Annotated in this window: 15 protein-coding genes; all 15 read right to left on the bottom strand. The window is 57.6% G+C overall.

Annotation, left to right across the window (positions count from 1 at the left end; genetic code table 11):
- Nucleotides 1-2 precede the first annotated feature (2 nt).
- Nucleotides 3-263 (bottom strand): hypothetical protein, encoded by a 261-nt coding sequence (locus H4Q31_RS09295; protein ID WP_185178796.1) that lies wholly within the window; start codon nucleotides 261-263, stop codon nucleotides 3-5.
- A 55-nt stretch (nucleotides 264-318) separates the two neighbouring features.
- Nucleotides 319-1,590: a phage major capsid protein gene (locus tag H4Q31_RS09290; RefSeq protein WP_185178795.1), complete on the bottom strand. Its 1,272-nt coding sequence runs from the start codon at nucleotides 1,588-1,590 to the stop codon at nucleotides 319-321.
- Nucleotides 1,590-2,171, bottom strand: a complete 582-nt coding sequence (locus H4Q31_RS09285) for an HK97 family phage prohead protease (RefSeq protein WP_185178794.1) — start codon at nucleotides 2,169-2,171, stop codon at nucleotides 1,590-1,592. The genes H4Q31_RS09290 and H4Q31_RS09285 overlap by 1 nt, the downstream gene beginning before the upstream one ends.
- Nucleotides 2,158-3,357 carry a phage portal protein gene (locus H4Q31_RS09280; protein WP_245347148.1) on the bottom strand — a complete coding sequence of 400 codons (1,200 nt, stop codon included), beginning with the start codon at nucleotides 3,355-3,357 and terminating at the stop codon, nucleotides 2,158-2,160. The genes H4Q31_RS09285 and H4Q31_RS09280 overlap by 14 nt, the downstream gene beginning before the upstream one ends.
- A gap of 5 nt (nucleotides 3,358-3,362) precedes the next feature.
- Nucleotides 3,363-5,066 (bottom strand): terminase large subunit, encoded by a 1,704-nt coding sequence (locus tag H4Q31_RS09275; protein WP_376698230.1) that lies wholly within the window; start codon nucleotides 5,064-5,066, stop codon nucleotides 3,363-3,365.
- 17 nt (nucleotides 5,067-5,083) lie between these two features.
- Complete coding sequence (locus H4Q31_RS09270; protein ID WP_185178792.1) at nucleotides 5,084-5,434, bottom strand: P27 family phage terminase small subunit; 351 nt, start codon at nucleotides 5,432-5,434, stop codon at nucleotides 5,084-5,086.
- Nucleotides 5,435-5,559: 125 nt separating this feature from the next.
- On the bottom strand, nucleotides 5,560-5,847 hold the full coding sequence (locus tag H4Q31_RS09265) for an HNH endonuclease (protein ID WP_185178791.1): 288 nt from the start codon (nucleotides 5,845-5,847) through the stop codon (nucleotides 5,560-5,562).
- Nucleotides 5,848-6,344: 497 nt separating this feature from the next.
- Nucleotides 6,345-6,746 carry a hypothetical protein gene (locus H4Q31_RS09260; RefSeq protein ID WP_185178790.1) on the bottom strand — a complete coding sequence of 134 codons (402 nt, stop codon included), beginning with the start codon at nucleotides 6,744-6,746 and terminating at the stop codon, nucleotides 6,345-6,347.
- Entirely contained in the window at nucleotides 6,743-7,120 is a 378-nt protein-coding gene (locus tag H4Q31_RS09255) for a hypothetical protein (RefSeq protein WP_185178789.1), read from the bottom strand. The genes H4Q31_RS09260 and H4Q31_RS09255 overlap by 4 nt, the downstream gene beginning before the upstream one ends.
- Nucleotides 7,117-8,493, bottom strand: a complete 1,377-nt coding sequence (locus H4Q31_RS09250; protein WP_185178788.1) for a DEAD/DEAH box helicase family protein — start codon at nucleotides 8,491-8,493, stop codon at nucleotides 7,117-7,119. The genes H4Q31_RS09255 and H4Q31_RS09250 overlap by 4 nt, the downstream gene beginning before the upstream one ends.
- A complete protein-coding gene (locus H4Q31_RS09245) occupies nucleotides 8,490-8,771 on the bottom strand; it encodes a VRR-NUC domain-containing protein (RefSeq protein ID WP_185178787.1) in 282 nt (93 codons plus the stop codon). The genes H4Q31_RS09250 and H4Q31_RS09245 overlap by 4 nt, the downstream gene beginning before the upstream one ends.
- A gap of 277 nt (nucleotides 8,772-9,048) precedes the next feature.
- Nucleotides 9,049-11,406, bottom strand: coding sequence for a virulence-associated E family protein (locus H4Q31_RS09240; RefSeq protein WP_185178786.1), 2,358 nt, complete (start codon nucleotides 11,404-11,406; stop codon nucleotides 9,049-9,051).
- 4 nt (nucleotides 11,407-11,410) lie between these two features.
- Nucleotides 11,411-11,644 (bottom strand): hypothetical protein, encoded by a 234-nt coding sequence (locus tag H4Q31_RS09235; RefSeq protein ID WP_185178785.1) that lies wholly within the window; start codon nucleotides 11,642-11,644, stop codon nucleotides 11,411-11,413.
- Complete coding sequence (locus H4Q31_RS09230) at nucleotides 11,641-12,285, bottom strand: beta clamp domain-containing protein (protein WP_185178784.1); 645 nt, start codon at nucleotides 12,283-12,285, stop codon at nucleotides 11,641-11,643. Before H4Q31_RS09230 ends, H4Q31_RS09235 begins: the two co-directional genes overlap by 4 nt.
- On the bottom strand, nucleotides 12,260-12,418 hold the full coding sequence (locus H4Q31_RS09225) for a hypothetical protein (RefSeq protein ID WP_185178783.1): 159 nt from the start codon (nucleotides 12,416-12,418) through the stop codon (nucleotides 12,260-12,262). The genes H4Q31_RS09230 and H4Q31_RS09225 overlap by 26 nt, the downstream gene beginning before the upstream one ends.
- Between the last annotated feature and the right edge of the window lie 28 nt (nucleotides 12,419-12,446).

Below are 12,446 nucleotides of genomic sequence, written 5' to 3'. Positions count from 1 at the left end.
CTTTACTCGTCGTCAGCTTCGTCGATCTCTGCTTGAGCCGCGAGCGCGGCCTTCTTGCCTTTGACCTTCTCGCCGTTAGATAGCTCGTATTCGCCGCCGCCAATATGCTTGGGCCACGTATCGACGAGATCAGAATTGCCACCGCCTTCGGCAACGTAGCCGAGCGCTGCCAACTCCTCGGCACGATCTCCTTCATAGGCGTCACCGGAACGGAACAGCTTCTTCGTCACCTTGCACTTGAAGTCTTTCAAAACAACAGCCATATTGACCCTCCTCATGCGCTTAGCCGGGATTAACCCCGGCTTTTAGCGCGATAGATTATACTTCCGGCGTGATCGTTACGAGCGCGAACGCAGCCGGCTTAACCGGCTTGCCGTCGAACCGACCCTTGCCGCGGAATGCCGTTTGGTCCTCGCTAAACTTGACGTGCGTGGAGCTGTCGATCGTGATGCTCTCGCGCTCGACCAGCGTGTACTGCTGGAAGTCTCCGAAGAGCACTTGGTCGGCCGGCAGGTTGTTGTTGAACACGACGCGCAGGCCGAGCAGATCCGGGTTCTTCAGGTTCGGAAGCTTACCAACGACGTTACCGTTGGAATCGACTTGGATGCTGTACTCAACTAGACGGTTGTAGTACGTCTGCCGCTTCATGACCGCGACGATCTCACCAACACTGTCCTCGCCCGTGTCGATCAGGCCAATTTGCTTGACCAGATTCTTCAGCAGATCCGCATCCGCTTCGATGTTGACCTGGTTACCCGCCGGGATCGCCGGAACGACGCCGGCCGGCTGCTTGTTGGCCGCACCCGTACCGCTAACGATCGCCTTGTCGAGTGCCTTTGCGATGGCGCGAGCGATCTTCTTGGTCACGTATGCGTCAAGGTTGATAATGCTGTCCTGCAGCAGATAGTTGTCGACGAACGTGACCTTGCCGACCTTGAAGCCGTCGAAGTCGACGTTCGTGATCGTGCCGACATCGCCCTGCGGAATCGCACCGGATTGTTCGATCCACGTCGCGGCCGTCGTGTCCGAGTCAACGAGGATGCGGGTCGTGCCCTTGACTTGGATCTTGTCGACGAGCGGGTATAGCGTCGTGAAGTCGCCCATGATGTCCATGATGCGGTTGACGACGATCTCCGGGATGGTCAGCTCGCCACCGGCCACCGAGCGAAGGTTCTTGAACTGCTCGTAGAACTCGGTAACCTCGCTGCGCTTGTAGTACTCGCCGCTCTTCAGCAGCTCGCGGACTTGCAGTCTGTTCATAGCGTTAGCCTCTCTTTCGTTATCGTGATTTTTGGTAGAACGCGATTGATTGCTCGGAGCCGCGCTATTCAACTGCTCGAGCTCGCCTTCGAGCGCCGCGATCTCGCCCTCGAGGGTTCCTTTCTTCTCGGCGAGCTCGGTCTTATCGGCATCAAGTTTACTGACCGCTTCCTCAACTGCGGCGATTTCCTCGTCGTCCTTCGCCTCGTCGATCGCCGCTTCCAGTTCTGCGGATCTGGTATTCAGCCCGTTTTCCTGCTCGAGCAGTTCGGCAAGGGCTGCCTTGCGCTGCTCAATCTTCTTACTCAGCATGAGTTGTCTCAGAGCCATTACTTTTTCAACCTCGCTTTCAGATTTTGTTTACGTTGCTCCATCTGCCGCGCGCGGTGCTGGGCAACTTCCGCTTGACGCGCCTGTACGCCGGTGTCCTCGTAGGCCGGGAACGTCACGACGGAAACCTCATGCAGATCGAGCTCCATTACGGTCCACTTGACTGTTCCGTCGTCGCGCCAGTCGGTTTCTTCGCGGACAACATTAAACCCGAACGAGCACTGATCCACGTCCCCGCGCTTCACGCGCTCATACAGGTTCATGGCATCCGTATCGTTCGGGTTGATCTTGACGCTGCCCCAAAGGCCGTAATTGTCGGCGCGAAGAGAGAGTGTGCCGGATTTATTCCGGCCGATCACCAGACGCGTCTCGTGATTGATTAGCGCCCTGATATCGTTCGTCAGCGTGGCATCGCACGCACCTGGAGCGATTTCTTCGTAAGCGCCCTTCCACAGCTCCGTCTCGCGTCCGAATACGACAAAATAGCCCTCGATAATCAGGTCGCTTCCGTCGCCTTCGCCTCTCGTCTTGAGCTCGGTTTTGAGGCTGCGCGTCTGCCTCGTCTCTCTACCCACTTCCATCACCTCCCCCATTGAGTTTCTTCTGCTCGCCGATCATGCCTACCGGGATGAAGTTCTCGAGAATGACCAGTTCGGACAGCCCCTTAAGCGGAGAGAATCCGGTCAAGTCCCGAACCTCGTTACCTGGCATTAGCCCGCGAATGTACATGTTCATCCCGACTTCGGCGAGCTCTTTGATGTCGTAGGCATAGAGCGAGCGAGGGTTGAACTTGATGTACAAGTCCGGCGCGTACAAGAGCTTCCGAGTCATCTCCTGCTCGATGCTCTTGGCGATCGGCAGCAGCGTCGAGTTGATGAAGGCGTTGTACTCGTCCTTCTTGAAGTCACCGACACCAACAAAAAAGGCTGGCACACCGAAGATGCCCGCCACCGTTCGCTTATCGAGTTGTACAGCATCGTTAATCGCCAAGTCTTTGAGCGTTAGCGGCTTGACTTGATCGACCTTGATGAGATCAGCCGGGACGATCCACGGCTTGCCGCCGCTTGTCTCGGTGATGTACTTGTTCAGCACCTTGTCTCGCCCTTCTGGGCTAGCGAGTTCGTCCGTCATCGCATCAACCGAGACGATCACGCTTGGTTTCCACTTGTCCGACATGAAGCTCTTCTTCGTCGCGGTGGCCTGCTTGAGGTTATCGACGATGTCCTTCAGCACTACTCGGAATCCGCGCCCGACCCACGGTCTTTCGGGGTCCGGGTTAATGATGAAGTGTAGCACCTCGTCGTGACGATATGTCTGCCCCTGATACAGAACGTTATAGGCGTCTGGCGTGTCCATGAAGCTAACGCTCGACGGCTTAAGCGGAATGAGCTCATCGATGAGTCCGTCGCGGAGCCGCGGATATACGACGCTGTTCCCGCTACCGTCGAGCAGCAGCGTATAGACGAGGTTGTACACCCAAGCCTTTCGCGTCATAAGGCTGTACGGGTTGACATCGAGCTTCCGCGCCAGTTCATTCTTCACGCGAACGTCCCCGTCGTCGGTGTTCTGCATCAGGTGGATGGTCATGGACGAGATGAGCTCGGCGATCTTATGGACCGCCATGCGCACCTCGGGGTTGTCCGACAAGCGCGTGTATCCAGAGACGAGAATAGATGTGTCTTCGCCGGCCATGAACAGGCCGATCATCGATTGTTGTGGATCGGCCCGCGTCTGGTTAGCGGAACGGCGCTTCTGCTTTCTGCTCAATCAGATCAACCTCCCTTAAGCCACTGCTCGGCAGCGGATGTTGTTTCCATGTTTTCGAGCATGCGAACGGCACCGAATACGGATGCGTCGAACAAGTCGATGCGCTGCTCCGGCGTGACCTTCTCATATTGGATCATGTCGTCCGTCTTCTCGATCGCCCGGACGTTCTGGACGCAGTACTCGAACGCTTGGCTGTGGAGGTAGTAGAACTTCCCTTCCTTCGCCTTAGCTTCGATACGCCGGAAGCCCTCCGACTTCTTGTAGAAATACTGCGGCTGATCCACGATCTTGAAGCCAGCCTTCTTCATGCCGAGGAAGAATTCGCGGCCGAACTTCCGGTCGAATCCAACTTGCTTTATCTTAAATCCGAGCGCCTTCATCTTCTTGAACCAGTTCACGATGTCGGCATGATTGACGATCGGCGTATTACACATATCTAGCCAGCCGTCATCTTTCCAGCCAAATAGCGGGATGTTGTCTTCCTCGGCCTTGGCCGTCGCGGCGACGATCGGAAACCACGCATGCGTGATCGCGATGTCCACGCCTTCATAGTGACCATAGAGCGCTGCCGCCGTCAGGTCGTGCAGCTTCGACAAGTCTGCGCCACCGTACCAGTCGATCGGCAGCTTCGCGAGATCCGCGAGCGTCCACTTGTACTTCTTGTCCGACCGCTTGAACTCGTCGAGGTTGAAGTACGCTCGCATCGCCGCCGTGTAGACGTTGAGTGACTTGGCGAAGAAGTCTTTCCGCTGCTGGGGATCATTCTGCGCCTGAAGCGCGTCGTTCAGGATGTCCTCCGGCCGGATCGTCACGCCGTAGTTCGGGTTGGCTTTCTCGTGCTGAACCGGATCAGTGTATTCGACTTCGCCATTCTCGTCCTCGTCGGCTTTGCAGATGAACACGAAGTACGCCTCGTCCGTTACTGTTCCGTCGAGAATCTTCTTGCAATATTGGAGCCGCTGGTAACAAAACGACGTCATATTGTCGCCGGCGGTCGTGATGCCGATCATGAGTTTGTTGCTGTACGCCTTCATTGCCTCTTTGATGATGTTGTATTGCTTCGGCGTCTTGTAGGCGTGGATCTCATCCGCGATGCCGATGTTACAGTTCAGCGAGTCCTGCGAATCCGGGTTTGCCGCGAGCGCCTTGATGTAGATCGAGCCGTCCCCGAGGTCGCCACTGATGCTGTGCTCCTGGTTGTTGTCCAGTACGCGGAAGTTCTCTTTCTCGCCGAGCTGATCGAGGTTAAACAGGATGAACCGGAAGCTCTGCAGCGATTGCTCGAGCGCGGCGCCAACGATGTATATCTTCGAGCCGGACCGGCGATTCAACAACGACAGCGCCCACGAGATCGCGGCGACGAATCGCGTCTTCCCGTTTTTCCGTGGGATGTAGATGAACGCCTCTTTGTATCTCCGCAGATTCGTCCCCTTCAGGTAAAAACCGAGAAGGTTGTAGACGATGAACTTCTGCCACGGCTCCAACAAAAAAGGCGTTCCGCGCAACGGTGTCCCGTCGAGCATCTCGCCTTGGTCGTGAACGAATGTCTTCTCGATGATCCCGATGACGAACTCGGCGTCTTTCGGGTCAAAGTCATACTTGGGGTTGTCCAGGTCGGTAAGAAACCTCTGGCACGCCTGGACAAGCTCCCGACTTGCGATCTTGCGCCCCTCGGCGATGCTGCGGGCATACTCGAGCACCGCGTCCATGCTTTTGTGATTCGTCGTCATTCAAGCCTAGACAAAGCGTCAGCCAGCTTCGACTTCTTCCCGGCTTCGATCGTCACCGTCTCCAGTGACTTCGGATTGAGGCATAGCCGGTCGGAGTATGCCAAAATGTCCTTCCGCAGCGTCTCCAGAGATGCAAGAATCGGGCTCTTTTTTGCACCGCCTTGATCGGTCGCTACCTCGTATTGATAGCCACTCTCTTCAAACTCAATGGTCAGTCTCGAATACTGGTGAACCAGTTCCGCGTATATGTCGATAAGCCGATTGTACTGCGGTTTGTGGGTGCCGATCGCCTTCATATCCGCGATCGTCGCTCGCTTGATTGTCTCCTTCGATGGCGCCTTCGCCATGCCTCATCACCTCCCGAAAAAAAGTTTTTGGAGATTCGCGCTATTGGAAAGGGGGCCACTCGCCGGTCCCTAACGCTTTATTTGACTAAAGCGAAGGGTGGGGGGTGCTGTCGCACTTCACTGCACTAAAGTATTTCGAGCGTCGGCCGCATCCTCTCGACCCACGCCTGCCCCAACGCGGTCAGTGCGTCCGTCGTGCGGTCGTGCATCTTGTCGTGGCATCGTCCGCATAGGCTAATCAGGTTCCACTCCGCCAGCGCCAACTCCGGATGATCTCGCAGTTGGTTGATGTGGTGAACGGTCGTGGCCGCTGACGTCTTGCCGTATCGCCTGCACTCTCGGCACATGTATTCGTCACGCCTCAGAACCTTCTCTCGCTTGTTGATCCACTTGCGTGTCTTGTAGAACCCCATTGCCAATCACTTCCATGTGCGTTAAAATAAAGAGGCACCGCTCGGAAAGCATCCGGCGGTGTTTTGCATTTAATGGCGATGTGGGCAAGGACTTGCACCCTGCATGGCAGCATCCGCACCACGGTGGATTAACCACCGCCGTCTGCCTTAGTGTTATAAGCGTCTACCTATTCCGCCACCGCATCATGATTTGTATGGGACCGCGTCGCATCGCCCATGCGCGACAGGAGGAAGATGACGGCTCTGTTCCCGCCACCTCGCGACGCGGCCGAAAAATGAGAATAAGCGAATGAAAAAGCCACCGTCCAGCCGCTTAGGACGATGGCTTATTTGCGTCATGCACGGAACGACCCTAGTTCCGCATGACATCTCGACCGGGCTAACCCCGATCCCTTTAATGCCCGAATGGGCTGGCTAGCAAAATGGGCAACCGCCAAACCCACGTAGTGGATTGCCAGTTGCCCATTGCTGCACGATCCAAGCATAACATGCTTAAGTCAATACGTGTGTTCCGACTTTGTTCCTGCCATGCTCTTCTTCCGAATCGTGCTGTACGCGTACCCTGTCTCGACCGCGATCTCCTTCAGGCTCTTCCCCTCTACGAATCGCTTATAGGCGATCGTATGATTCAGGCCATCCATCTGCTCCAGCTTGTTATCGATCTCCGCGCGCAGGTCTCGCTTGATCTTCAGCTCTCCCTCGATCGCAGTCAGCCGCTCGATCAGGTTGTTGTACTGGCTCATGGACTTGTCCAGCGGCACATGCACAGGCATCGGCGCGGACGGTGCCATGCCGGTCCACACAACGCGGTGCTGTTGCTCAAGCTGTCGAACGAGATCCGCATGCAAGGCTGTCAGTATGTCAATCTCAAGCAATAAGTCCTTGTAGGCTTCGATCACTTGCCCACCCCCAGTTGTAAGATCATCTGATTCAACAACACTTTGCCGATGCCCAGCTGCTTCGCTATCTCCCGCCGCGGCACCTTACGGTATAGCGCCCGAATCGTCGCCTCCTGCTCCGGCGTGATCTCGACACGCATCGGCTCGGTTCCCGGCTCCCGGCCGGTCGGCGTCGAGTGCATAGCCTTCGGCTTTCGTTTGTACTTGCCCTTCCCGAGGCCTTCGACGATACCATACTTTCGCAGCATCCAGCCGATCGTGCCTTGCGGTGCGTTGAAATGCTGGGCGATCTCATCGATCGTCTTGCCGCTGCTCCGCAACTCTCGCAGCTTGTCCGGTGTTATGTGACTGTACTTGCTAGCTGGCCAGCTCATGACCCTCTCACCCTCTCGATCCTAGCTTTGACCGCCTGCATCAGCTCTTCCTGCCCGGCGGCCTTGCGTTCCAGCGCGGCGACAGCCTCTTCGTCCATCGTCCCTTCGGCCACCAGCCGCATGACGACTATTCGCCGGGTCTGCCCTTGCCGGTGGACACGGGCGTTCGCCTGCTGATCCTCCTCCAGGCTCCAGATCTGGTCGTACCAGACGACCGTCTGGCAGCTCGACTCCTGAAGGTTCAGGCCGTGACCGGCACTCTTCGGATGCAGCAGCAACAGCGGGATCTCGTCGTTGTTCCAGGCGCGAATATCCTCGTTTCCGTCGCGTCCTTTCCGCAACGTCTGGGCTTGCGGGAACCGCGCCTTGATCCGGCTCAGGCTATGCTGGAAGTTGTAGAACACCATGACGGGCTTGCCCTGCGCCGCCTCGATGATGTCCTCCAGCGCGTCCAACTTGGCATCGTGGATCTCCTTAACGCCTCTCTCCTCGTCGTACACGGCGCCGGATGCCATCTGCAACAGCTTGTTCGATAGCACCGCGGCCGTCTGGGCGACAACGTCGGCGTCAACGTATTCCAGCAATAGGTCTCGCTCCAGCTTCTTGTACAGCACCGCTGCCGACTCCGACATCTTGACCGGCACCGTTCGGTCGATTCGCTCCGGAAGCTGCAGCCAGTCCGCCGCCTTCATCGAGACAACGACATCGCCGATCGCCTCGTAGATCCGCTGCTCCGCCTCCTGCTTCTGCTTCCAGTCATAGACGACGTGGCCGCTTCTGGCGCCTGGCGTGAAGTAGCGATCGCGGAATCCGGTGATCGTCTTGCCCAGCCGCTCACCCTGGTCCAACAGGTAAATCTGCGGCCAGAGGTCCATCAGGCTGTTCGGCGCCGGCGTGCCGGTCAGCTCTACCAAGCGCTTGATAAACGGCCGGACGCGCCGGAGAGCCTTGAACCGTTTCGCCTGCGGATTTTTGAAGCTACTGGACTCATCGATGACAACCGTATCGAAAGGCCACTTGCTGCCGTACTCGCCAACTAGCCACTCGACATTCTCACGGTTGATCACCCAGATGTCGGCATCTGACCGAAGCGCCCGGCGCCGCTGCTCCGCGCTCCCCAGAACCTTCGCGATCCGCAAATGCCGGAGATGATCCCACTTGGCTGTCTCACGTGCCCAGGTGTCGTCTGCGACCCGCAATGGGGCTATAACCAACACGCGGCCGGCCTCGTAGTAGTCGTTCAGCAGCAGATCGATCGCCGTCAGCGTGGAGACTGTTTTGCCAAGACCCATTTCGAGAAGCAAGGCGATGAAAGGCGTGTCCAGGATGCGAGCCGTTGCATACTCCTGGTATCGGTGCGGATTATATTTCATCCGTCGCTCACCTCTGCAATGAACCTTTCAATATCCTCTACCGAGTCGATTTTGTAGTGACGGTGCCCCAGTCCTAGAAGTGTTTTTCGCCACTTCCTTTGCAGCGGCTCAAGAGGCTCGCCTGGTGCCTTCATCTCGACGAACACAGTCCGCCCACGAGGTAGAATGACGATTCGATCAGGTACGCCGCGGTTCCCCGGCGACACCCACTTCGGCATTTCTCCGCCGATGCTCTCCACCGCCAGCCGCGCCTTTCGTTCCAGTGCTGACTCTCGCATGTTGACCTCCGATCAGCAGTAACACTCATTCGCGCGTACTGCGTATTTTCGCGTTTAACTATATATCCGTGGTCGCTATATATAGTTAATTTACCTTTTTACTAAAATAGGGGAATTTACTGTTACAACTGATACAAAACGGCGGAAGCCTTGATTTTATTGGGACGAAGCCGTATCAGTAATTCTGTTTTTACTGTTATCTCTCTGATATTGCTGATACAGAAGGTGTATCAGTGTATCAGTAAAGATCAGTGCGCTGATACGGCTTACTGATACATCATTCGGCCCGTTCGAACGCGGTTTGCAAGCCGTAACCGGAAAATCGAACACGGCCTTTTCGCTCTTTCCAACCAGGAATGCGGCGGACCATATCGCAAATCTCCTTTGCTTCCCACGCCTTCATTTCACCCTTCTTCCGGCCGAGACACTCCACCCATATCTGAGCCGCACACACGCGTTGGCGGGCTTGTCCGGTCGGCCTATCCATCTCGTCTAGCTCCTCGGACTCCAGCCACTCTTGAATAAGCCCCTCCCGCGGATCGCTCTCCATATGTGCCGCTTGCTGCCGCTCCGCCTCCATGCGGGACTCGCTGTCCAGCTCCAAGGATTCCCCCGCCTTGAACCACTGCAATACCTCCGCCCAGATCTGCCGGACCTCATCATCGCCGAGATCGTCCCAGTGCGACCTCTCCGCGCGCTCCGGCACCACTTCCACCGGCCAAAACCGCCGATTGCCGGTAGCGTCTCGAAGGAAGTCCCGCGTATTGGTCGTTCCGAAGAACACGCATTTCCGCGGGAACTCCGACACCTGCCGATCATAGGCCACCCGATAACGGTCCTCTGTCTTGGACAAGAACGCCTTGACCTCTTCGACTTCCGTTCGCTTCATGGCCGACAGCTCGCCGATCTCGAAGATCCAGCCGCTCTGCAGATGCTCGCCAGCTTCCTTGTTCTCGAACGTCCGTAGCGAATCACTGAACCACTCGCGGCCCAGCTTCGCGAGAAGCGAGCTCTTACCGGCGCCCTGCGGTCCCACCAGAACCAGCATCTGGTCGAACTTGCACCCCGGGCGATACAGCCGTGTCACGGCCGCGAGCAGCATCTTCCGCGTCACCTGCCGGACGTAATGGGTGTCGGCAGCGCCGAGGTAGACCGGGAACAACCGCTCCGCGCGCGGCACGCCATCCCACGATGTGCTCTCGACGTACGCCTTAATAGGATGAAACGTGTTGGCATGGACGACCTCTGTGAATGCGTTCTGGATCGTCTTTGCCGAATTGATCGAATGGACCTTGCTGAACCAGTGCTGCAAACGTTTGTCATCGGCGGCCAGCCACGGCTCATATAACCGTCCCGGGCGCTCCGGCTCTCGCCATGGCAGCGCCCTGCGGACGACTTCCGTATTCCCGAACGCGTCATAGGCCAGTACACCGCGCCACGACCCGTGCGTCAGGATGATCTCGACATTGCTCGCCGTCGGCAGCGGGAGTCCAGTCTTATGATGGAGGTCCAGCTTCTCCTCCCAGCCGTCGTCGTCCGCCTCTTCCTCCACCGTATCGTCGTCGAACTCATCCGCCATCTCTGCAAAGTCCGCCTGCCGCTCCGCCAGCGCGAGACGCTTGACCTCCGGCCGCGCCGCGGCGAAGTGCTCCATCGCCATGTGACTCGGCTTCTTGGCATCCGGCGTGTGCTCCTTGACGTTGTCGTCCAGATGGCCGAACTTGTGAACCCGCACGAGGTCGAACAGGTTGTACGTTCGGCCGTCGGCGACCGGGTCGCTGTCCTGGTGCGAGAACGCGAGCTCCTGATCCGGGTAAATCTCGAGCCCGTTGGCCGACGAGCCAGCGACGTATGTGTAGCGGTTCGGCATTGTGCCGGTGACGTAGATGCCGGAGAGGAACGTATCGATTCCCTCCTCGATCGTGAACGCCCGGCAGAACAAGCCAATCGTGCCCTGCTTCTCCCGCGGATCCTGCGCGCGCTTGCCGGCGGCCGCGATGACCTTCGCTTCCTCCGGATGCCGCGGCCAGGCGGATACGTCCCGCCAGTCCTCGTACACCTCCAGCACATCGTCGACGGACAGCGGTGCGCCCTCGGCGATCTCCAGCACCGGCTCCGCGTCCTTCGAGCAGCTCGGCAGATACATCAGCCGATGGACGTCGAACGTGGTTCGGTCGAAGTAGTGCAGACCGATCTGCTCGGCGAGCTTCCGCGCTGTTGCCGCATACTCGTCCGGGCTCATGGCGCGATCCGCGGGGACGATAAGCCGGTACTTCGGCCGCGCCGGTCTATGGCTGTGTGTCGAGTAGACAGCGTACGCCGTGCCGCCGAGGACGAGCTCGACGGTGAAGAGGAAGTCGTTGTCCGCGAAGTCGGCGTCGAGCGTGATCAGGCTGCGCGTGTCGACGTTCTCCTTCTTCCGCCGGCCGCCGCGGACGAGCCCGCCGACGAATGCCGGGCCGTCCTTGGCCTTCCCCTTATTCGGGACAGACATGGCGTCGTACTGCGCCATCGTCTCCGCCGTCCGCCGGACCTTCCGCAGCCGCTCGGCGAACTCGTCCCATGTCAGGTATTCAGGTTTCCAGTTCGTGTCGGCGCGGTGCTTGCCGAACGATATATCAAGCTCGTGATCCATGTCGTCACCCCGATTTACTGCCGTCTAACCTCAGAGCCGCCAGTTGCTCTCTACCTTTATCCGTAATCTCGTAATCGTCCCGTCCGCGAGAATAAACCCGTTTGATCCATCCCCAGCGGGCCAGCCGCTCGCACTGCGCGCGGAGTCCATCATCTCTCCATCGCCAGGTTACGCTGAAGCCCACATTCCGGCAGACGAATTGCAGGATCTGCTTGTCCGTTAACCGCTGCACCCTCATGCGCTTTCTCCCTGTTCCGGAACCCGGTAAGGAAGGATCAGCACATCGATACCGCTGTCATTTGAGATGACGATCGGCTCGATTGGCTTATTCATCTTGATCGTTACGTCAGTCTCAGCCGCGGTGAACACCGCCAGCGCCGTCGCCATGTATCCGGCGTTGAGCGACCGCCGGGAATCGCTATTAGGCGCCTCTTTCGAGATCCTGGTTGATACACCGATAGGGAAAGGAAGCTCGCACTCGATATCTAGATACGCTGATCCTCCGTCGACTACTAGCCGAGCTAATGGAACACGTTTGTTAAGTCTAGTCGCAACGGCCTCAACGCATTGGGCAGCGAGTAAGGCGTCAGCTAGGGATTTACGCGGGATTCGAATCTCGCTCGCGCAGCTCGTTGGGAAGATCTTGCTTGTATCTGGATAAGTGCCTTCGAGCGGCTGCCCTGTCTTTGCGTGTAACGTAATAGGATGGCTGAAGCTGTGGGCGCCTTGTATGCGAAGAAGATAATGGCGATTTGTCACAACGGCGGAGCCGTCTGCCGCGTAGTGGATGCCTTGCAGAATGCCGGCCGTTCCGCCGGCAGCTGCGAACAGCTTGCCGAACTTGCTGAGGATTTCAGATTTGGTCATCTTTTCCTGCACCGCCTTTCTCCTTAATGGCATTTCGAATGATTTCGCTATAGCACGCGGTACACATATCGGCATTGAACTTGACCAGATCCGGCCAAACGTCTTGATCACCTTGAGTGCAACCGCAGATCACGCATTTGCTCATCTATTAGCCCTCCGATAATTTGATAGAA

It is taken from the genome of Cohnella lubricantis (assembly GCF_014212015.1).
Classification (GTDB): domain Bacteria; phylum Bacillota; class Bacilli; order Paenibacillales; family Paenibacillaceae; genus Cohnella; species Cohnella lubricantis.
The sequence above is the reverse complement of the archived record's forward strand: the minus strand, read 5'-3'. Positions and strand labels throughout refer to the sequence as shown.